Genomic DNA, 22,638 nt, shown 5'->3' with positions numbered 1-22,638 from the left:
CAACGAATTGCCTTCTTTTTATTTAGGGTTTAATTTTCTTGTAATTTAGGATCTTGGAATCCTGTTTCACGCATATCTTGAGAGTTGAATAGGAACATAAATCCTACTGCAAAGCTTAATATACCAAAGAAGAGGATACTTCCTGAGATTGGTAAAAAACGAGTTAAGAGACCCAAAGTTGTAGTGGCAATCGAATCGCCTAACGCATCTTGTGCAAGCCAAATGGCGTTAATACGCCCTAAATATTCATCAGGTGTATGTCCTTGCACAATACTGTATTGAAGCAAGTTGGCAATCGACATCAAATATCCAAATACACATAAAATGGGCAAAGTCACGATGAGCCAAGGTGAAATTCCAATCATAATCATGCAACTAAAAACACCTAAGCACGTATAGAGCATGACTAAGCCGGGTTTGAGTAACCTTGTTGTCCATCCACTCAATAAGGCGCCTAAAGTCGAGCCTAAAGGCACGGCCGAATACATAAGTCCGAGTTCAAATGCGCCGCCGTGAAAAATTTCATCTGCCATTTGCGGAAAAATAATGCGAATAGCACTGCTAAAACTGAGCAATGTTCCAATTAAAATGGTACTACCGACTACTTTATTTTTAAAAACAAATTTAAACCCTTGAGCTAATTGGCGAAGAGGACTTTCGCCATTTGATGCATGTTGTGGTTTAAGCGCAGGTAGCCCCATCAATAAAAACACAGTAAGTAAAGTACCCACCGTTGAGACCCAATACACGGTCGCAACACCGCTAGCAGCAATTAAAATACCGCCGATTGCTGGTGAAATAACGGTTGCAAGCCGTACGGATACCATACTGATCGCACGGGCTTGTACGATATTTTCGCGCCCTACAATCACGGGCATGATCGCCATCATTGCTGTTACACCCAGTGCACCAAAGAAACCATCCCATGCCGATAAAAAATAAATCGCATAGAGCGAAGGGTGCTCAAACATGGCATTGATGGCGAGGCCTGCAAAGCCTAAACCACACACACCACGAGCCAATAAAATTAGCCATTTTCGGTCTTTGCGATCTGACAGCAAACCACCAAGTAACAAGCCAATAAACATGGCAATGCCTTCAAAAGCCATTGCAACAGCAACGTTAAGCGAGTTCCCCGTAATGTCATAGACTTGTTTTGGAATAGCTACGACTAACATGCCAATCGTTAATAATGACAATGTGCGGGCAATAAATACATGTCGGAAATGAGCATTACGTTTTAAAAGACTAAAATCGGTCAATATAGATTTGAAGCTCATGGCGTGTGCTCCTCTAAACCGCGCGCCTGACAAATCATGCGGTTTAAAATCGGGCCAAGTGTTTCAAGCTGCTGCGGAGACAATATATCGGTATGGTCCGCTTCGCTTAGTTGAACAATATTAAGTTTTTTAACTAAAGGTGACCATTGTTGTTCTGGTTGGATATACGGTAGCAAGTCTTTTTCAGCGACAACTAAGTGTAGTTCACCATCAAAGTGCGGCATCTTATAAGGTTTTAATAAACGTACCGCATCGCGATAGTTTGCGAAAATATCCTCTTGTAAACGGCGGGTTTCTTCACTTAAAGCAGTATCTGCATCGGCTAAAATATCATTGAAGAATTGAAGCTGTTCTTGTTCAGCTTCTGCATTCATTTCCTCTACCGACAAATCTAACCACTGATGAATTTCAGCAGGATAAGTATCTAACAAGCCGAGATAATCAACTTTTTCACCTTGTTCAGTGAGCTTCGCTGCAACTGCATAAGCCACAGTGCCGCCAAGTGAATAACCTAGTAACGTATAAGGTCCAGTTGGTTGTTGGCTGCGAATAATCTCAAGTTGTTTTTCAACCAGTTCGTCCATATCAGTACTATTTGCCAATAGGCCATCTGGTCGAGGTGACTGCAATCCAATAATAGGTAAATCAGAATGCAGATAACGATTCAGCACCGTATATTGCCATGCGGAACCAGAACCTGGGTAAAAACAGAACAATGGATGCCCAGAGCCGGAACGGATCGGTAAAATGGGCTGCATGCCAGTTTGTTCGACTTCTGCCAAACGTTCTTGGGTAAGCAGTAAAGCCGCTAAACGTTGAATCGTGACATGACTCATCAACTGACCAATTGGAATGGTCCGCTTAAATACTTTTCGGATTTCAATTGCAAGCTTCATCACCAAAATGGAATGTCCACCAATCGCAAAGAAATCTTCGTTCACACCAATATTTTGATCTGTATTTAAAACTTGTTGGAAAATACGTGTCAGTTCATGTTCAAAAGCAGTGGTAGCATACTGTTTTTCTGTATTTGAAGACTCTAGCTGCGGTTGTGGCAGTGCTTTACGGTCCAGCTTACCATTATGACTTAATGGGAATTGTTCGACCAACATATAGTGTGTCGGCACCATATATGCAGGAAGCTGTTTCGCCAATTGTTTCTTTAACTTGTCGATGTCCACAGGTGCAGTTGTTTGCAAGTAAGCAACCAACTGAACATCAGCTTTATTTTGTTCAGAAGAAATAGGGTGTACAACCACATCAAGACCACTGAGTAAGCGTAATTGCTGTTCAATTTCACCCAATTCAATACGTTGCCCACGTATCTTTAACTGGTCATCAGCACGACCCACATATTGAATACTGCCGTCTGCATGCCATCGGGCAATATCACCAGTGCGATACATGCGTTGACCTGCTGCGAATGGGTTTGCCACAAAACGTGTTGCCGTTAAGTCCGCTCGATGCAAATAACCCATGGCCAATTGATGACCTGCTAAATAAAGCTCACCGTCTACTCCAACAGGAACAGGGCGTAAGTATTGATCTAAAATATAAAGCTGGGTATTCCAGACTGGATATCCAATTGCAACGCTACTTTCTTCCGGGTGTAATCCCAGTGTTGCATCCATATAACTCACATCTACCGCAGCTTCCGTTGGACCATATAAGTTATGTAGCTCACAGCTAAAGTGCTCGGTAAATGATTTTGCTAAAGCTGTTGGTAATGCCTCACCACTACAGAACACTCGGCGGATCGGTAAACTTTGACGCTGAGCAGATGACAAAATTTCGGTAGCAGCATTTTCAAAGACAGCCAACATTGACGGTACAAAATGTAATGTTGTTACTTGGTATTTTTGAATGAGGCTTAATAATGCCAATGGATCACGGTGTGCATCCACAGGTGCCATAACCAATCGTGCACCTACTAAATATGACCAGAAAAATTCCCATACAGAAACATCAAAAGTACATGGCGTCTTTTGCAAAATCGTATCGTTGGCTGATAGTGGATACTCTGATTGCATCCATAAAATACGGTTCACAATGGCTTGGTGAGAAACCATGACACCTTTTGGCTGACCTGTTGTACCTGATGTATAGATTAAATAGGCTGGATGCTGTGGGGTAATAACTGTCGTTTTATAGCTACTTAAATCAACCTTTGTTTCATCAAACAATTCATTAAAAGCAAAGGTGGCTATTGATGGAGGGGCAATAGCAGCTAGATCTTTTTGTTCACCAATCACAAGTTTAGATTTGGCATCCTGCAACATAAATTTGATGCGTTCAGACGGATGTTGTAAATCAATAGGTAAATAAGCTGCACCTGCTTCAATCACCGCTAAAATAGCAATACTCAATTTGACTGATCTTGGTAGGGCAACCGCAACAATATCTCCAGCCTGTACGCCCACGATTTGTAATTGCTGTGCTAAAGCACAAACTTGCAAGCGCACTTCACTGAAACTGAGCTGATGATTTTCATCAGATAATGCCGTTTGTTCAGGCGTAATTCGAGCTTGTTCTCTGAGTAATTGTTGTAATGTGCTCTGACTAACATAGTATTGGGTTTGATTTGTTTTCTGGATTAAATCGCGTTCTTCGGCCAGTTGTAAGCGATAATGAGCTAGAGAAGTCTCTGGTTCATTTAATGCAATTTCAATCAATTGAACCATTCGCTCTAAGAAATGCTCTGGTTGATCAATTACACCACGCTGTTCCAGTAATAGCTCAATTTGATGATCAGGAATAACCAACAAAGCAAGCGGGTAATGGCTATAACCACGATTTGTGAGTTTTGAAATTGCAGCATCACCAAGTTTTTGCTGTAAATACTGGTTATCAGGGTAGTTTTCTACGACCAACAAGCTATCGAAAAGATTGCCTTGAGCCATCAATTGCTGAATTGCACCCAGTCCCAAACCATCATGTTCTAAATGTTCAACATGCAATTGTTGTAACTGAGTCAATTGCTCCCAAAGTGTTTGCTGCATGTTGAGCTTTACACGTACTGGAATCGTATTTAAAAACAATCCGATCTGCTGATCTAAGCCATTGATAGGTGCTGAACGCCCAGAAACAGGAGTACCAAACACAATATCTTCACGATGAGCATAAATATTTAAAGTCATGGCCCAAATCATTTGCATGAAGACATTGAGCGTGATGCCTTGCTGGCGTAATTTGTGTTGAAGTTTCGCACCCAACTCAGCACTTAAACGATATGAAGTTTCCTGTACAGCTTGCTGTGCTTGATTAAATAAAATAAGTGGCTGCAAATCAGCTAAATCACGTTGCCAGATTACTTTTGATGTTTCATGGTCACGTGCAGATAAAGCTTTAATTACTGTTTCATAACTATATTCAAGCACTGGCAATTGTTGATTAGTTTGCTGATAAGCTTTAATAAAGTCTTGTAAAAACAGCGGAGTTGACCAACCATCTGTTAACAGATGATGCACCATAATCAATAATTCTGAATGTTCTGGAGCATGTTGAATTAAGGTTGCCCGAATTAAACCATAGGGTTGGTCGAGGTGAATCGGTTGCTGCAATGCTTCTTGAATGGTTTGCTCAAGCAGATCGGGAGTGACTGAGCAAAACTGAACTGGCCAAGCTTGAGTAGGATGTAATGAATAGATAAAAACAGGTTCTTCAGCTAATTCACTATTAAAATGCCCACCTAATTGAGGGTGACGTTTTAATACGGTAATCAACGCTTGCTGTAAACGTACCGGATCAATGTCTCCATTTAAACTAAGACGAGTAAAGGCATTATAGTTCGATTGATTTTCTACTTGAGATAAGAACAGCATGCCTTTTTGCAAAGGAAGCAAAGGTAAAATAGTGCTGTTTTTGCCATATTTTTCTTGAACTTTTTGTTCTAGTTCTGCTGAAAATAATGGTTTTGAAATGGCTGCTTGTTGCTCATCTAAACGGGTGAGTTGCGGTGCCATAGCGGCCACTGTTTTAAATTGGAATACATCACTTGGTCTTAAGCCGTAACCACGTTGGCGCAATTGAGTACAAAGCATAATGGCCGAAATACTATCGCCACCCGTCATAAAGAAGTCGTCATCAATTCCAATTGCGTCAAGCTTAAGAACAGATGCAGTAATTTGACATAAAAGTTGTTGTTCAGACGTTTCGGCCATTCGGCTATGGGTACGAATTTGAGGTTTTGGCAGTGCTTTTTTATCAACTTTACCACTTACATTTCGTGGAAATTCGGACATAACAGTTAGAGCAGAAGGCACCATATATTCAGGTAAGTTTTGACGTAACTGACTTAAATATTGCTGACTTAATTGCTCACTGGTTTTTTCATCAAGTTCAATGTCTTTAACCACACAATAACCGAGTAAACGATGACTGTTATTAATCGGTTCTGCAATCACGACTGCGCTTTCAACATTGGCTAAAATCGAAAGTGCATTTTCAACTTCACCGATCTCAACTCGATAACCACGAATTTTAATCTGGTCATCACATCGCCCCATAAATTCAAGTTTACCCGAACTATTCCAGCGGACTAAATCACCCGTACGGTACATGCGCTGTCCATGTTCAAATGGATTCGCTACAAAACGGGCAGCACTTAAATCAGCTCGACCTAAATAACCATTGGCAATACCAAAGCCAGAAATATAAAGTTCACCAATCACGCCTGTAGGGCATCGTTGTAAATGACGATCTAGTACATAGGCCTGTGTATTACCAATAGGGTTACCAATGACAGGGCGAGCTGTCTGTTTTAATTCTGCTCGGAAAGTATCAACCGTATATTCTGTTGGGCCATATAAGTTATGTGCAAAAAGCGCTGGCTGAGCATTGAGCTGTTGCCATAAAGCTAAAGGTGCAGCTTCACCACCAATCAAAATAAGACTTGGGTGATGCTGATTTTCAGCAAATAAACCATTCGTCATCATTTGCGCACAAAAAGATGGCGGTAAATCAAGTGTATCGATTTGTCGTTGCTGAATTTCTTGCACTAAACCAAATGCATCACGACGCATGTTTTCATCAAAAATATGTAGCTCTTGGCCCCATAACATCCAGAAAACTTGCAACCAAGATGAGTCAAACGAGAAAGAGTGTGTATGCGCTGCACGTAACGGACGGTCAGGGAAACGCTGATTTACAGCTTCTAATACTGGCCAGTAAATGGTTGGTTTATGTGACAAAATGAGGTTGAGTAAAGAACCATGTGTGTTCATTACCCCTTTAGGACGACCAGTACTACCTGAGGTAAAAATCACATAAGCAATGTCTTGGAAATCAAATTTACGATTTTCGGCAGGAATATCACTCGCATCTTGCTTTCGAATTTGTGTTTGAACATCTCCATGATCAAGATATAACTGCTGAATATTTTGTGGTAGTTGCTGTGCAAGAGCTTGTGTGGTTAATACAAATAATGGATTTGCATCTTCACACATCATTTGCATACGATCGATTGGGTAATCTAAATCGAGAGGTAAGAAACTCGCACCAGAATTGAGTACAGATAACATCACTACAACTGAGTCAATCGAACGAGGAATAGCTCCAGCAATGACAGTTTGCTTTTTGGCACCATTTTCTTGTAAAAAACGAGTGAGTTGATTCACTTGTACTGCAAGCTCAGCAAAACTAAGATGCTGAAGGTTTGGACGTTCACCACTCACAATTGCGGTACGTTCGGGATACTTCTTAACTTGCTCATAAAAAATATCTAGAACATTATTATATTGTTCAGGATGGCTAACACGTGGACCAATACCACTTTGGGTCAGGGCAGCAAGCTCTTGTGGTGTCGTAATATTAAAATTGCTACATGCCTGTTCTGGACGAATTAGAGCCTGTTCAAGCAATAAAGTTAAGCGTTGACCATGGTTAAATAGTTCATCTTGTCTATAACGCTGCGAATCTGCACGTAGTTCGATAATGAGTTCATGATCTTGAACAATAAAGGAAAACTCAAAATCATCAATTGGTCCTGTAGAAATATGGTGTGTTTTGACCTTTTCACCATCTAAGATCAAGTCTTGATCAAAAGCTTTATAGTTTAAAATAGGACCGTACATTCGTTCATGAATATCGATACTATTTAAATCTCTTAAAATTTGTTCGGCATCGTATTTCTGATGCGGACGAATTTGTCGTAATTGCTCTTGTACATGTTGAGCTAAGCTTACCCAACTGTCTTTTTCAGCAACTTTAAACTTCACAGGCAAGACATTTACCGTAGGTAAGGTTGAGCGAATTGCTTTTGAGCCTAAACGACGCATAAATGGAATACCGTTAACCAACTCGGCTTTATCTGTCATTTTGTAAATATAATGTAATGACAATGACATCATCATGTCATTCAAAGCTAATTTAGATTGTGCAGCTAAAGCTTGAATCTGCTCTAAAAGTCCTGTTGAAAAACGCAGCTGATGCTTAATAAATGTCGCTGTGGTTTTTGCTGCTAAATGATGAGTACTTAAAGTGACAGGACTTGGTAAATCTTGGCAATATGACTTCCAGAAGTTCTGATCTTGCTTAAATTGATGGCTATTTTCATAAGCTTGACGTTCCGAAATAACATCATTAACGCTAATGAACGGAGAAACCGAAAGATCTTTTCCTTCTTGTAATTGTTGATAGAGTTCAACAATACGTTTGGTCAGGTTAATCATGCTAAAGCCATCCAGCATGATGTGGTGATAACGTTGATACCAATACACTTTATCATGCGTCGTAAATAACACCTGACGAAACAGTTGAGATTCACCAGCTTTAAGTGATTTAGCACATTGACGATCTGATGGCATCCAGTCCCATAAACGTTGCTGAGCTTTTTTAGGCGTTAAATGACAAAAATCAAATTCTTCAATTTGAAACTGAACTAGGTTATTAAGCTCAATAAACGGTTGAGACGGGTCAGATGAATATGAAGCAATGACCGTATCAGCTTCATTTAAGCCGATTTGAATCGCTTTTTTAAACGTTGGGATATCGACAGTTTTTGGTAGTTCCAAACAATGCGCAATGGTATATAAATCTTCAATTGAACTTAAATGATCGGCAAGGAAAATACCGAGCTGAGTAGATGCCAATTCAAAACGAGCTGGTTGAGAAAGGTCTGGAGTAAATTCATTATTTAATGCCTGATTCATGACAATACTCCTTTACGCTTGTTGAAAGGGGTTAATTGCAAGCCAGTGCTTTTCTACATATGCAATGCATGAAGCCCGCGTATCCGGTCCATGCTGAACATCCCACCCCGATGGCACCTGATGTTGAGCAGGCCATAAACTGAACTCACCTTGTTGATTTTTTAAAACCTGAAAAGACAAACTTTCATTATCGAAAGGATTAATATAGTTTTCCTGTAAGTTACTCATGATATTGTTATCCTTGATGAAACAAATGGTTATAGTGAAAGAGTTTTTTGCAATGCCTTAAGCAAGTCAGTACGCCAATTCACGGCATCATGTCCGCCCTGAAAAGTGTGAAAACTTACTTGATTGAATGATTGCAATTGTTGATAAAGCTGAAGAGCATCGTCCCGCATATCGGTTTCATACGTGCCGGCACTGATATAAATTTGAGTTGTTTTTGATAATTGATGAGATAAGTTTTGAAGCAGTTCTAAAATATTACCTTTATGCTTTTGCCCTAAAAAACTGTTTGAAAAATCTGACCACCAATAAGATCCAGACTGCAAAATCAGGGAAGTAAAAATGGTCGGGAACAACAAGGCGCTATGTAAAGCGCATAATCCACCTAAACTTTGACCACATAACGTAATGTCTGTTTTAGAAACAAAGGAATATTCTTTTAGAAGCGTTTCAATGAGTTCATCAACCAACGCCTGACTAAATGCATCATGGCAACCATAATCTTGTTGGCGTTGTTGACTATTTAAACTATGAACAAAAACATAAACAGCTGGATGAATCTTATTTAAATCAGTCAGATGTTGAATTTCGGGCAGAATCGAAAGCTCTCGACTCCAGATTTGGCCATCAAGCAATATAACGAGAGGCAAGACTTCTTGAGCCGATTGATGACTAATAAAAATGTCGACCAAATAGTCTTGTTGGCATAAGCGACTTGACCATTGGAATGTCTTTGTAATTAGGCAATCGTCTATGAAAGATTTTGTGTTTTCGAGTTGAATTTGATTGATGTATCGGGCCAGATGTCCCGTATAAAACTCATTTTGATTAAATGAGTCAATTTGAGCATTTTGTTTAAGCTGTGTCTGCCACCATAAGCGGCGTGTTGCCGAACAATCTGTTTCTGGCGCTTCTTCACTAGCGGTCACTACAACATAACTACCAGTCCAAGCTAAGGGCAGCTCTATTTCAAAGAAGTACACATCTGTCCCAGCTATATGGCTAAAACGATTCCACTTTTGATAGATAGAAGGGCTTTGTGAGTAAATATCAATATAGACAAAGATACTTTCTTTAGGCTCAGGACTACGCCATACAAAGGTACAGAGCGCTTTATTTTTTTGTAGGTTAACTAGCGGACTACCTAATTTGTTAACGGTATTCCACCAGACCTCACTCCCAACATTGAGTTGTTGAAATAGGGGATGTAAGGTATGAGAAAATGGCTTCATTTTGAGTCCATCTCGACAAGAAAGCGCGGTCAAATTAACAAAATGATTCTCATTAGTAAATGAAAACAATTATCATTATAATCAATAAAAAAAGATGCGTTTTATTAAAATTTTTAAAAATCAATAAAATAGGTCGGAATATTGGTTAATAAATAACTTGATTTAGATTGTAATCTTATGTTTGATATTTATCGCACTTGATAATAATGATAATTATTTGCAATTATGTGGCGGAATTTACTATTCGAGTCAAACTGGAGTAAAACATGAGCTCTACCATCGTAGTCACAGGTGCTGCAAGAGGTATTGGAGCTGCTATTGCAAAAAAATTATTGCAGCAAGGGTATCAAGTGATCGGCATCGACCGACAGGAAAATCCTGAACAATGGGAAATCACACAAAAGATAGAAAGCAGTGAAATATCGCGTTGGCAAGGCTTTCAACAAGATATTACTGATCAAGAAACAACAGCGAAGCTCATTACAGATATTTTAAACAAACATAGCGTAACGGGTTTAGTGAATGCAGCGGGCGTTTTGATTATGCGTTCTATGCTTGAAGCAAAAACAGAAGACTGGCAAACACTTTTCGCTGTAAATGTCATGGCACCTATTGCAATTAGTCAACAACTTGCCAAGCATTTTTGTGAAAAAAAGCAGGGAAGTATTGTCACGATTAGCTCGAATAGTTCACGTATGCCACGTATACAACTTGGCATGTATGCAACGAGTAAAGCTGCGTTGAGCCATTACTGCCGTAATCTTGCGCTTGAAATTGCACCTCATCAAGTAAGGCTTAATATTGTTTCACCAGGCTCTACGCTAACTCAAATGCAGCAGCAGCTTTGGACAGATAATTCACCTCCGCCTGCGGTAATCGATGGAGATTTAAGCCAATACCGTACAGGCATTCCCTTAAGAAAATTAGCCCAGCCTGAAGATATTGCGAATACGGTCAGCTTTTTACTTTCTGATCAAGCTGCACAAATTACTATGCAAGAAATTGTGGTTGATGGAGGAGCCACTTTAGGCGTTTAAACATTCATTCATTACAACAAAATAACTGTATAAGGAGTTGCGAGATGTCGGCACAGCATCCGTATTTTATCCAACGAGAAAATTTTACTGAAAGCCGCGTTGCATTAGCCCAAGAAATTTTAAATTGTGGAAATGACGCAGGTTTTATTTTCACAACGCCAGAATACACCATCAATAGTCATCAAAAATTACGAGATATTCAAGTCGCTAAAAATAGCCTTTTAAAAGATTGGTTAGATGAAGCACGAGCTCAATTACAACTTGCAATAAATGATGGTTATAAAGACGTCAAAATTATGGGTGGACTACCATTTTGCTCGGCAGCCGATGTCAATTTAATGCTGATGCAAAATGCAAAAATCTATCAGAAAGTACTCTATGCACAATCCGATATTGATTTTGGTTCTTTATCTTTAGAAAAGGCGGATTATTTCCCTTTAGGTGAACATTACCAACAGCAAGTTGAGTATTTAGTTCAGCAAATGCAAGCAAAAAAACTTGATAAAGCCGTACTTGCTCGTATTTTACAACTTGAGTTTGAACAAAATATTCCTGTATCGGACTTATTTTATAACTTAGCTAAGCATAATTCCGAAGGCTATAACTATGCAGTCGCAAGGCATCCTCAAAGTGAAGGGTGGTTTGTCGGTGCAAGCCCCGAACTTTTAATTGCAAAGCAAAATACAAAAATCTGGAGTAAACCGGTTGCTGGCACATTGGCCCGTGATGACGATCCAACCCTAGACCAAAATAACGCCAGAGCATTACTTGCTTCACAAAAAGATCAACATGAGCATGCACTCGTCATCGAAATGATTGCTGATGAGCTCGCACCTTTTTGTAAGGAGTTAAAAGTACCTAAGCAACCATCCCTCATTCGTACTAAACGCCTTTGGCACTTGGCATCACACATTACCGGTGAACTTAAGCAAGCCGATACTCATGTTTTTGACTTAATTGAACGTTTACACCCAACACCTGCAATTTGTGGGGAGCCTAGTCCAATTGCGAAAGAATTAATTCAGCAACTTGAACCATTTAACCGTGAATTATTTGCAGGAACTATGGGTTGGGCAGATGAACAAGGTAATGGTGAATGGTCGGTAACTGTGCGCTGTGCCCGAATCTATCAAAACATTGCCCGTTTATTTGCTGGTGCAGGGATTGTGGAGGCATCTCGTCCACAAGCTGAACATGCTGAAACTGCCGCTAAATTTCGCACTGTGCTGGACGGATTCCAGATTTCACCCAATCAATTGCCAATACAAGGACCAAACACATGACAACACAGGTTTATTTGGATGGTGCAGTGCCATATCCAGCAGAATTTGCTGAGATTTACCGCAAAAAAGGTTATTGGCTTGGACAAAACTTGAGTGATTTCTTGCGTGAAAGTGCTCAAAAATACCCGCAAAATATTGCGGTATATGATGGTGATAAAGCCGTTAGTTACGCTGAGTTTGATCATTTAGTTGATTACTGTACAAGCCACTTATATCAACATGGACTAAGAGCGGGTGACAAAGCAGTTTTACAAATGCCAAATCACTATCAGTTCTATGTTTTATTTTTTGCACTGATTCGGCTTGGTGCTTTACCTGTGATGTCATTGCCTGCCCATCGATATGCTGAACTCAGTAGTTTTTTCAAACAAACTCAAGCAAAAGCTTATTTTTGTGCTGATTTTGGTGCACAAAAATTTGACTACCGAGAGCTTGCCGAAAAGCTTCAGCAAACTGCTCCTTGCTTACAACATATATTTGTACTTGGAAATGCCGGCAAATTTATAGCAATTCAAGATCTATTAAAAGAAACCCATATTTTAGATGAAGCCATCTCACCAACTACGGCAGATCAGGTTGCTTTTTTACAACTTTCAGGTGGAAGTACCGGTGTTCCTAAACTGATTCCACGTACCCATGATGACTATCTATATAGCGTACGTGAGAGTGCGAAAATCTGCCGTCTCAGTCAGTCATCACGCCTACTCATGGTTTTACCCGCGGCACATAACTTTTCAATGAGCTCGGCCGGTTCTTTGGGTGTTTTTTATTCGGGCGGGGCTGTGGTTTTAGGAACTGATCCAAGTCCTGAAACTGCTTTTTCATTGATCAAAAAACACGGTGTAACTGATGCTTGCTTGGTTCCTGCTTTGGTTCGACCTTGGATGGATAAAGCAGCGAAAGATCAAGATCCAATATTATCAACTTTACGTTGCCTGCAAGTCGGAGGAGCACGTTTACCCGATGCAGTTGCCACACGCTTGATTGATGAGTTTCAAGTCAATCTACAACAAGTTTTTGGCATGGCTGAAGGGCTGGTGAATTACACCCATTTTGACATGACGAAAGAGCAAATTATTCATACCCAAGGTTTAAAAATCTCGCCAGATGATGAAATTTTGGTACTGGATGATAATGATCAGCCAGTAGACGCTGGAGAGGTAGGGCATTTGCTTACTCGCGGTCCCTATACCATTCGTGGCTATTACCAAGCACCGGAGCACAATGCACGTTCTTTCACACCGGATGGTTTTTATCGAACAGGCGATTTAGTACGTATTCGAGAAGATGGCTGCATTGTTGTGGAAGGGCGTTCAAAAGAACAAATCAATCGCGCTGGTGAAAAAATTGCGACAGAAGAAGTTGAACAAGCTTTATTAACTCATCCACAAATTCGCCTAGCAGCATTGGTGGCTATGCCTGATGAGATTATGGGTGAAAAAAGCTGCGCCTTTGTTGCATGGCAAGCACAAACCGATGATCCGAGCCCAATTCGTCTTGCAATGTCAGTCCGTCAACATCTGAAAGACTATGGACTTGCTACCTACAAAATTCCCGATCGAGTCGAATTTATCGAGCAATTTCCATATACAGCTTTTGGAAAAATCGACAAAAAAAGATTACGTCAACAATTTGAAACCAACACTAATGTTTTTGCTTAAAGATAAAAAAGGAAAAATTTGATGAGTATTCCTAAAATTGCCAGTTACAACATGCCACAAGCGCACGAATTTACAGCGAATAAAACACATTGGCAGTTGCATACCGATCGCGCTGTTTTATTAGTACATGATATGCAGCAATATTTTTTAGATTTTTATGATCAGACCCAAGCGCCTATTCCAGAGCTCGTTAAAAATACCAAAGAACTGATTGAAACTGCGCGTAAGTTTAATATCCCTGTGGTCTATACTGCACAGCCCGGTAACCAGACACCTGAACATCGCCAGTTATTAACTGACTTTTGGGGAACTGGTTTAAAAGATGACCCATATATTACCCAAATTTTGCCGGAAATTACGCCTGATAAAAATGATACTGTCTTAACAAAATGGCGTTATAGCGCTTTTAAATTTTCTCCACTCGAACAACTTATGCGTGAGTCAAACCGCGATCAACTGATCATTTGTGGTGTTTATGCTCATATTGGTTGCCTTATGAGTGCCGCAGAAGCCTTTATGCTAAATATTCAGCCGTTTTTATGCGGAGATGCACTTGCTGACTTTAGCCGTGAAGAACACGATATGGCTTTAAAGTATACAAGTACTCGTTGTGGGCAAGTCATGACAACTCAGCAAGTCACACGAGCTTGGGCGCTTGAACAAGCTGCATCACCACTCACGCAAGAAGGTATTGTTTTAGCAGTGAGTGAACAGCTTCAAATTCCTGCATCAGACATTCAGTTAAATGATGATTTACTCATGCTTGGACTTGATTCGGTTCGCCTTATGACATTAGTGGGTAAATGGCAAGCTTATGGCGCACAGGTAAGCTTTGAAGATTTAGCTGAACAACCAACACTAGAAGTTTGGATTGATAAGCTAGTCGCTTAAATTGAAAGAATAAAAAATGGCAGATTTAATATCTGCCATTTTTTTATCTTAACTTTTAAAAGGATGTATTATCCTTTTTTATACGGCTGTTAAATCTCAAAGTTCGACTCAACCATGGTTTGCTCATTGACCACTGAAAATTCGGTAAACTATGAACCACAACAAAGAAGAACACAGTAAATAGCGGTACCAGTAAAGTACCAAACACGACACTACCAAATACGCTCATTCCAATTTCATATCTGCTCGCAGCACCTGCACCAGTTGCAAAAATTAAAGGAACCACACCCGCACCAAAGGCAAGAGATGTCATCAAAATCGGACGTAAACGTAGCTTTAATGCTTCACTTGCTGCATCGATTTTACTTTTTCCTTGTTTGAGTGCTTGAGTCGCAAACTCAACAATTAGAATTGCATTTTTACAAGATAAGCCAATACCTGTTAATAGGGCAATTTGAAAGTAAACATCGTTAGGTAACTTAAAAATCCAAGCAAAAATAATAGTGCCTGTAATGCCTAGAGGAAGCCCTAATAAAATAATAAAAGGAACTTTCCAGCTTTCATATAAGGCAGCCAAACATAAGAAAATAAACAAAATAGAAATGAGATATAAATAGATCGCTTGGCGGCTAGATTGTTGCTCTTGTAAAGAAAGACCACTCCATGCGACATCTATACCAGACTGTTTGCTGACCATATCACTTAACTGTTGCATTGCTTGACCTGAGCTAAAGCCTGAACTTACATTTGCTTCAAGTTGAATGGCAGCTAGCCCCATAAATCGGGTAAGAGCTTCTGGGCCACCCGTCCACTGACTTTGCGCAAAATGGGCGAGGGAAAGCATTCCACCTGTATTATTTCGTACATGCCAATACGCTAAATCTTCGGGTTTAGAACGAAACTCTGAATCACCTTGCATAATGATTCTCTTAATTCGACCTCGTTCAACAAAATCGCCAACATAGTTTCCACCCCAAGCAGTCGATAGTGTTGAACGAATTACTTGTTGGTCAATTCCTAACATTTTGGCTTTATTTTGATCGAGCTGAATAAATACTTCGGCTTTATCTTCACTCACAAGAGGACTTAGATTTTCAAAGGCTGAATAATTTCGAGATTCTTTTTCTAAGGCTTTATATTGTTTAATTAATTCATCGCGCCCTTGACCATTTACATCTCTAAGCCAAAGTTCTAAAGCATCAGATTGACCTAAACCAGATACACTTGGTGGCATTCCTACCATGACTTTAGCTGGCAAGTTTTTTTGTAAATATGCTTGGGCACGTTCACGAATAGCACTCGCCGTATTAGCTTCTCCTTTGCGCTCATTCCAATGTTTAAGCGAAACAAAGGCCATACCTAAATTTGGACCGCTCCCTGAAAAGTTTTGTCCATTTACCACCAGTACGGTATTAATATTTTTGGCTTCATGTTCAAAGAAATAATTATTGACGAGTCTTCCAATTTCTTCGGTTTGGCTCATTGAAGCACTGTTATGCAAACTATAGGGAACAGCAAGTAATCCTTGATCTTCATTTGGAATAAAGCTTGTAGGTAAACTGCGGTAAATTATAAATAGAATAACCGCGATGCCCACAACCAATAGACTGGAAAATACTTTGAACTTGATTAAAAAAACAGATAAAAAACTAAAAGCTGATCTGACTTTTTGAAGAGCAAGCTCAAGCATTTGTCCCCATTTTGGTTTTTTATTATGTTTTTTTAATAGAACTGCGCACATTGCTGGCGTGATGGTCATGGCTACAAATAGTGATAACAACATAGCTGCTGCTAATGTAATAGAAAACTGACGGTAAATCATACCCGTCGAACCACTAAAAAAAGCCATTGGAATAAATACCGCGGTTAAGACCAGCGTAATACCCACCAATGCACCGCTAATCTCTTGCATCGACATTAAACAAGCTTCACGTACACTTAGCTGTTGTTCGTGCATAAGCCGTTCAACATTTTCCACGACTACAATCGTGTCATCAACCAATAACCCAATCGCTAAAACTAGAGCAAATAGCGTAAGTGTGTTAATGCTCATTCCAAACAAATACAACACCACAAATGTGCCACTAATGACGATCGGAACCGTAATGGTTGGAATAAGAGTTGCACGCCAATTTTGTAAAAAGAGATACATCACAATAACAACAAGCACGATTGCTTCAAGCAAAGTGATTATGACCTGCTTAATTGACTCTTCAATAAATGGTGTATTGTCTCTCGGATAAACGACTTTATATCCAGCTGGTAAATGCTGGCTAAGCTGGGCCATTTTTTCTTTAATAAGAGCAGAAGTCTCGATTGCATTGGCATCTGGACTTAGAGAAATTCCTAAACCTGCCGATGGATAGCCATTAAGTGTGTTAATACTTTCGTAATTTTCTGCCCCTAATTCGACTCTCGCGACATCTTTTAAATAAACAAGGCTACCATCAACATTTGCTTTAACCACTACCGATTTAAAGTCATCTATTGTTTTTAAACGCGAACCTGCTTTTACTTTTGCATAAATATTTTGGTCAGCAGCAGAGGGCATTGCACCAATCGAACCCGCAGCAATCTGAGTATTATAATCTTCTAGGGCCTTTTCAATATCACTCGGCACAAGTTGATAATTTCTAAGCTGATTTGGATTTAACCAAATGCGCATGGCATAGCTTGAACCAAAAACATTAACTTCACCAATACCTTGTAACTGACTTAAAGGCTGTTCAAAGTGATTCACCATATAATCAGACAAATCAATATTGCTGGTTTTACCAGTTTCATCATATAGCCCCACAATAAGTAGCATATCGCCCGTAGTTTTCCATATGTTTACGCCTTGTCTTTGAACTTCCTCAGGTAAACGGTTTAATGCACCATTAATTCGGTTTTGTACTTGGAGCTGTGCTTTATCAATATCTGTGCCAATTTTAAAATGAATATCAATGCTACTCGTTCCTGATGATTCACTATAGGACGTAAAGTAAAGCAAATTATCCAGACCTTTTATTTGTTGTTCTAAAATTTGGGTCACACTTTCTTCTACTGTATCAGCAGCTGCACCACGATAGTTCGCAACAACCGTAACACCCGGTGGAGCAAGGTTGGGATAACGTTCGACAGGCATTGCTAAAGTGGCAAGAAAACCAAAAATAAGAATAGTGATTGCAATGACAGAAACAAAGATAGGGTGATAGATAAAAAATCGAGAGAGCATTGTTATGTCTACTTTAAGATTGTTTTAAATAGGTTTTTAGGCACACGAAAGTGTAATGGTAACGCTTTTTTACAGCACAAACAATAATGATTATCATTATATAACTAATAATTATTTTTATCTTGATCAGTAAAAGTCATCCGTATATGATGCTCGGCACATCATAAATGATAATAATTATCATGTGGTAATCATTATCCAGAATAAGGGCCGAGAAATGACGTTAACGAAAAAGGCGCTGGTGGTCGCCATCTCAACACTGCTTCCTTTCGCCGTTCAAGCAAATACAGGTAGTGAACAGCAGGGTAATAGTGAACCAGTTCAAAAACTTAAAACTATTGTGGTTTCTGCTGCATTAAAAGAACAAGACGTAGATAAAGCACCTGCATCCATTAGTGTGATCACAAGTGAAGAGATTGAACGCAGTGCGGCGCTGAGTCTTGCTGATGTTTTACAAAAACAAGCTGGGGTTTATAACTATAACAGCGGACAGGACAAAATTATTATCCGAGGGATGCAAGATACTTCTGGCAGTTATACTTTAATTCTAATCAATGGAAAAAGAACATCTTCCTTGGGAGCAATGTGGCGGGGCAATGACTTCGACTGGAGTTCAATTCCATTAAATAGTATTGAACGAATTGAAGTAATTCGCGGACCAATGTCATCGCTTTATGGGTCTGATGCCATGGGTGGTGTAATTAATATTATTACCAAGAAAGCCGAAAATGGACAGCTTCATGGTTCGGTCTTTGGACAATATAACCGAGCCGATCGCGGAAATGGTAAAGATCAATTCCGATACGGTTTTAACCTATACGGTGGCTTAACCGATAATGTTAGTTTCTCTCTTTCAGGTGATTCTTATAACCGTGATGCGTGGTATCGAAATGGTAAACCGGACTCAAATGGTGCCTATTTTGTAGAAAAAGACACTAAGAATGTACATGGGACTTTAAGTTGGGATATCAATGATCAACAAACTTTAGACCTAGATTTAGGTTATACCAAAGATAAGAGACCACTTACCCAAGATGCGGCATCTTCGATTCAAGAAGGTGAAGATGAGCGAACCAATGTAGGTATTACTCATCGAGGGAAATGGAGTTGGGGTAAAACAGAAGCTTATATTGGAAAAGAAACCGCTAAAATTTATGACTATGACAGTGAATATAATGCTCCACAAAGTCGCAATTATAAGCAAGAAAACTTACTAGGTCGTGCTTTTGCTAACTTTGACTGGATGATGAATAACACCACAGCTGGTGTTGATTATAAAGATCAGAAAATCACAGATCCTGTAGGATACACATCTGGTGGATCTGAACAGAAAAGTTATGGAGTATTTGTTCAGAATGATACCCATATTAACGATGCACTGACCTTAACTTTAGGTGGTCGTTACGACGACTTTGATAATTTTGATGGTAAAGCAACTGGTAAAGCATATTTAGCTTATCAACTCGCTGAAGGTGTGGTCTTAAAAGGTGGTGTTGGTCAAGCTTATAAAGTTCCGGGACCATATCAGTTAGATGCAAATTATGAGTTAATTTCTTGTGGGGGGAGCTGTTTTATTACAGGAAATCCAAATCTAAAACCCGAAGAAAGTACTAACTATGAAGCATCTTTAATTGTTCGTAAACCAAACTGGAATGCTGGCGTTACAGTATTTGAAAATGATGTTGAGAACTTAATTGAACGTGTTTCTAATCCTAATTCTCCAAATCCAACCAAATATCCATATAAATGGGACAACGTTGCTAAAGCAAAACTAAAAGGTGTGGAACTCAACGGAGCATATGACTTTAGTGATGATTTAGGCATAACAGCTAATGCAACATATTTGGATGCTAAAAATGAAGTAACTGGTAAAGACCTTACTGAACGTCCCGAATGGTTAATTAATAGCTCACTTTCATGGTCTATTGTTGAAAACTATCGTATGAATCTTGGTGCAAGCTATGTAGGTCATCAAATGTTATCTAGTGGTAAAGAGTTACCAGCCTATACTACTTACGATGTGACATTTACCTCACCACTTTCGCCACGTTTAACATTGGACTATGGCGTAAAAAACCTGACCGATGTTGATCTGGAAAATGAAGATGCATCATTTAATACCAAACTTTATGGCCGCAATTACTTTGTAAAAGCGACTTATAGTTTCTAAGTTAAAACTAAGTACAAAGCCTATTCGTAGGGGAATAGGCTTTGTTTTTTATTAGACAAATATCCATAATTTTCAAACCAGTGTAGACAAAATAATTTTAAGAATTTCTATACTTTTCAACATTAGGGCTAATTAATCATGACGGCAACTTCAAAATCATTATTAAATGGACTACCAATAAAAAAATCGAGAATACAGGTTTTTGAAATTTTAAATCAAAATCCACAAGGCTTAAGCGCGGTGAGCATTTATGCACAAATTAAAAATGAACATAAAATTACGCTCGGAACAATTTATAGAATCTTATCTGAATTTGAAAATCGCAAGCTTATCAAAAGGGTCTTCTTAGGAAAAAGTAAAAGTATTTATAAAATCAGAAAAGATAAAATGAGCTGTAACTTAATTTGTCTTAAAACCGCAGAAGCAACTAGCTATGAACATGAAAAAGTAAAAGAACTACTGCATGAAGTCATAGATGTTATTTTTGCGAATACAGGAACTAATATCAGTAGTATTGAACTTAATCTCTATACAGAATAAAAAGTTCAGATAGAAAAAAGGACAGCCTAAACTGTCCTTTTTTATTAAATTTGTTATTTGATGACTTTAATTCGAGTAGTCGCTGGAATAATTAAAGGTGAATTCTTAGCGACATAGCTTTCAAGGGCATCAATATCTTGACCACCACCTACACGGTTTTGACCTTCTTTTAATACCGTAAAGTTGTCACCACCATCTGCCAAGAAGCTATTTACCGTCACGCGGTATACTTTACTTTCAACCAACGGTGAACCAGCAACCATGATGTTACTTGCTCGTGGTGAAACAGATGTATTTGCCGCATATTGATAAGTTAATTCTTTAGACGGCTGTAAAATTCTAGCTGAGTTTGCATTTGCACCTGACCATTGCTGTTCAATTACATCTCTAATTTGTTTGCCAGTTAAGCTCAGAGTCACAATAGAGTTACCAAAAGGTTGCACCGCAAAAACATCGCCAAAGGTGATTTGGTTACTGCTATTGATGAGTAGATCGGCACGGACACCACCTGGGTTCATTAACGTAAAGTCAGAGCCTTGGTTACTTGCTTTTAAGGCAGCCGCTTGTTGAGCATCTGCAATCATAATACCCAATGGGCTTTCACCACTTTCGACTTGAGTACGACTGACTACTGCTGTTGCAGTTCCAACCACACGGCTTGAAATGGTGGTCACCGCTTGGCGGTATTTATCTAAAATCGCTTCAATGCTTGGGGTTTTACTAAATTTTTGATAGAGATCGGTAAGGCTTACCGTGGTTGTGCCAGACGTATAGGCCTCACTTTGTACAGGAACTTGTTTAGCATCCTTCTTAATCACATCACCAGTTTTACCATCTAACTCAACCTTGATGTCAGTAATGAGCGTGCCATATTGTCCAGCTGAGGTAAGTAAGAACGGTTTTGCGGGATTTTTGGTTGCATAGTCGCAAATATAAGATTGATGCGTGTGACCTGAAACAACAATATCAACTGCTGGATTAAGCTTATCCAAAATTCCTAAAATCGGGCCGCTTAAGCCATCACATGTTTTCTCATTAAACTTCGTACTTGGCGCTGCACCTTCATGTACTACCACTACAATTGCTTCAATTCCTTGTTTTTGTAACTCAGGAATCAAGGCATTTACTGTATCGGCTTCATCACGAAACTCAACGTCTTTAATACCGGCAGCAGAAACAATACTTGGCGTTGCTTTAAGGGTTAAACCAATAAATGCAACTGGAATTCCACCATAAGTTTTGACTTTATATGCAGGAAAGATCGTTTTACTGGCATCATTTTTCATTGCTACGTTAGCAGCAAGGAAATCAAATTTTGCACCACTAAAGTTTTTATTAATTTGGCAAGGCGTAGTGCTTGTATATTGCTGACATCCACCGTTCTTTAAACGGCGTAATTCATCTGTACCACGGTCAAATTCATGGTTACCCACAGCATTAAAGTCAATTTGAATATCATTCATGACTTCAATGGTCGGTTCATCTAAAAATAAAGAAGAAGTTAGAGGAGAGGCGCTAATTAAGTCGCCCGCCGAAACCACAGCATTATTTGGATTTTCTGCTTTAAGTTTTTTAATCGCATCGGCGAAGTAACTCACTCCACCCACAGGAATACGAACAGATTGAGCAGCATCATTTGGATTGGGTGCTTCGACGTAACGCTTAGGTGGCTCAAGATTTCCGTGAAAGTCATTAAAAGCTAAAATATTTACGGTTTGATTGCTTCTTTGAGCGGGTGGTGCGGTGTAATTATCATCATCGTCATTACATCCAGCCAATAACGTTACTGCCAGAGAAAGTGTTGTTACTTTAAAAAGTGTTGTTAAATTTTTCATTTTTTTATCATTTGATCAATTAAGACGGATAAAAAATACGCTTTTAGTATGAATGTTTGATGAAACCTTTAATGAGCAAATATGTTCGAAATATTAAAATTTGGACAAAAAACACAATT

12 protein-coding genes and 1 pseudogene are annotated in these 22,638 nt (G+C 39.2%); 7 read left to right on the top strand and 6 right to left on the bottom strand.

What is annotated here, in order from left to right:
* Positions 1-29: 29 nt before the first annotated feature.
* From entS to fes, 4 genes are read right to left on the bottom strand one after another with little or no spacing between them, the layout of a single operon-like run.
* Positions 30-1,280 carry an enterobactin transporter EntS gene (gene entS / locus AOLE_RS09975; protein WP_013197943.1) on the bottom strand — a complete coding sequence of 417 codons (1,251 nt, stop codon included), beginning with the start codon at positions 1,278-1,280 and terminating at the stop codon, positions 30-32.
* Entirely contained in the window at positions 1,277-8,428 is a 7,152-nt protein-coding gene (locus AOLE_RS09970) for a non-ribosomal peptide synthetase (protein WP_013197942.1), read from the bottom strand. Before AOLE_RS09970 ends, entS begins: the two co-directional genes overlap by 4 nt.
* 12 nt (positions 8,429-8,440) lie before the next feature.
* Positions 8,441-8,656, bottom strand: coding sequence for an MbtH family protein (locus AOLE_RS09965; RefSeq protein ID WP_013197941.1), 216 nt, complete (start codon positions 8,654-8,656; stop codon positions 8,441-8,443).
* A gap of 29 nt (positions 8,657-8,685) precedes the next feature.
* Positions 8,686-9,885, bottom strand: coding sequence for an enterochelin esterase (fes, locus tag AOLE_RS09960; protein WP_013197940.1), 1,200 nt, complete (start codon positions 9,883-9,885; stop codon positions 8,686-8,688).
* Between the two features lie 266 nt (positions 9,886-10,151).
* On the opposite strand from fes, the gene AOLE_RS09955 reads away from it, so the two are divergent.
* The 5 genes and pseudogenes from AOLE_RS09955 to AOLE_RS20715 all read left to right on the top strand — a co-directional run bounded on the left by AOLE_RS09955 (position 10,152) and on the right by AOLE_RS20715 (position 14,757).
* The gene (locus AOLE_RS09955) at positions 10,152-10,922 is read left to right on the top strand and encodes an SDR family oxidoreductase (protein ID WP_013197939.1); all 771 of its coding nucleotides are present in this window, start codon (positions 10,152-10,154) and stop codon (positions 10,920-10,922) included.
* Between the two features lie 44 nt (positions 10,923-10,966).
* A complete protein-coding gene (locus tag AOLE_RS09950) occupies positions 10,967-12,205 on the top strand; it encodes an isochorismate synthase (RefSeq protein ID WP_013197938.1) in 1,239 nt (412 codons plus the stop codon).
* The gene (locus tag AOLE_RS09945) at positions 12,202-13,866 is read left to right on the top strand and encodes a (2,3-dihydroxybenzoyl)adenylate synthase (RefSeq protein WP_013197937.1); all 1,665 of its coding nucleotides are present in this window, start codon (positions 12,202-12,204) and stop codon (positions 13,864-13,866) included. Before AOLE_RS09950 ends, AOLE_RS09945 begins: the two co-directional genes overlap by 4 nt.
* A 21-nt stretch (positions 13,867-13,887) precedes the next feature.
* Positions 13,888-14,538, top strand: a pseudogene (locus tag AOLE_RS09940) (isochorismatase family protein); the annotation flags it as partial.
* A 30-nt stretch (positions 14,539-14,568) separates the two neighbouring features.
* On the top strand, positions 14,569-14,757 hold the full coding sequence (locus AOLE_RS20715; protein ID WP_235823111.1) for a phosphopantetheine-binding protein: 189 nt from the start codon (positions 14,569-14,571) through the stop codon (positions 14,755-14,757).
* Positions 14,758-14,812: 55 nt separating this feature from the next.
* Here AOLE_RS20715 and AOLE_RS09935 read toward each other — a convergent pair whose 3' ends face one another.
* On the bottom strand, positions 14,813-17,974 hold the full coding sequence (locus tag AOLE_RS09935) for a multidrug efflux RND transporter permease subunit (RefSeq protein WP_013197935.1): 3,162 nt from the start codon (positions 17,972-17,974) through the stop codon (positions 14,813-14,815).
* Positions 17,975-18,191: 217 nt separating this feature from the next.
* Between AOLE_RS09935 and AOLE_RS09930 the strand changes: the two genes are divergently transcribed.
* Both AOLE_RS09930 and AOLE_RS09925 read left to right on the top strand, forming a co-directional pair.
* The gene (locus tag AOLE_RS09930; RefSeq protein ID WP_013197934.1) at positions 18,192-20,144 is read left to right on the top strand and encodes a TonB-dependent receptor plug domain-containing protein; all 1,953 of its coding nucleotides are present in this window, start codon (positions 18,192-18,194) and stop codon (positions 20,142-20,144) included.
* A 138-nt stretch (positions 20,145-20,282) separates the two neighbouring features.
* The gene (locus tag AOLE_RS09925) at positions 20,283-20,684 is read left to right on the top strand and encodes a transcriptional repressor (protein WP_005305185.1); all 402 of its coding nucleotides are present in this window, start codon (positions 20,283-20,285) and stop codon (positions 20,682-20,684) included.
* A gap of 53 nt (positions 20,685-20,737) precedes the next feature.
* Here the strand turns inward: AOLE_RS09925 and AOLE_RS09920 are convergent, their stop codons facing one another.
* Positions 20,738-22,519, bottom strand: coding sequence for a bifunctional metallophosphatase/5'-nucleotidase (locus tag AOLE_RS09920; RefSeq protein WP_013197933.1), 1,782 nt, complete (start codon positions 22,517-22,519; stop codon positions 20,738-20,740).
* Between the last annotated feature and the right edge of the window lie 119 nt (positions 22,520-22,638).

It is taken from the genome of Acinetobacter oleivorans DR1, from assembly GCF_000196795.1.
GTDB lineage: Bacteria > Pseudomonadota > Gammaproteobacteria > Pseudomonadales > Moraxellaceae > Acinetobacter > Acinetobacter oleivorans.
The sequence above is the reverse complement of the archived record's forward strand: the minus strand, read 5'-3'. Positions and strand labels throughout refer to the sequence as shown.

Excerpts from the sequence above, each read along its gene's own strand:
- entS (WP_013197943.1), bottom strand. The coding sequence starts at position 1,280 with ATGAGCTTCAAATCTATATTGACCGATTTTAGTCTTTTAAAACGTAAT.
- AOLE_RS09925 (WP_005305185.1), top strand. The coding sequence starts at position 20,283 with ATGACGGCAACTTCAAAATCATTATTAAATGGACTACCAATAAAAAAA.
- AOLE_RS09930 (WP_013197934.1), top strand. The coding sequence starts at position 18,192 with ATGACGTTAACGAAAAAGGCGCTGGTGGTCGCCATCTCAACACTGCTT.
- AOLE_RS09970 (WP_013197942.1), bottom strand. The coding sequence starts at position 8,428 with ATGAATCAGGCATTAAATAATGAATTTACTCCAGACCTTTCTCAACCA.
- fes (WP_013197940.1), bottom strand. The coding sequence starts at position 9,885 with ATGAAGCCATTTTCTCATACCTTACATCCCCTATTTCAACAACTCAAT.
- AOLE_RS09920 (WP_013197933.1), bottom strand. The coding sequence starts at position 22,519 with ATGAAAAATTTAACAACACTTTTTAAAGTAACAACACTTTCTCTGGCA.
- AOLE_RS09965 (WP_013197941.1), bottom strand. The coding sequence starts at position 8,656 with ATGAGTAACTTACAGGAAAACTATATTAATCCTTTCGATAATGAAAGT.
- AOLE_RS09955 (WP_013197939.1), top strand. The coding sequence starts at position 10,152 with ATGAGCTCTACCATCGTAGTCACAGGTGCTGCAAGAGGTATTGGAGCT.
- AOLE_RS09950 (WP_013197938.1), top strand. The coding sequence starts at position 10,967 with ATGTCGGCACAGCATCCGTATTTTATCCAACGAGAAAATTTTACTGAA.
- AOLE_RS09945 (WP_013197937.1), top strand. The coding sequence starts at position 12,202 with ATGACAACACAGGTTTATTTGGATGGTGCAGTGCCATATCCAGCAGAA.
- AOLE_RS09935 (WP_013197935.1), bottom strand. The coding sequence starts at position 17,974 with ATGCTCTCTCGATTTTTTATCTATCACCCTATCTTTGTTTCTGTCATT.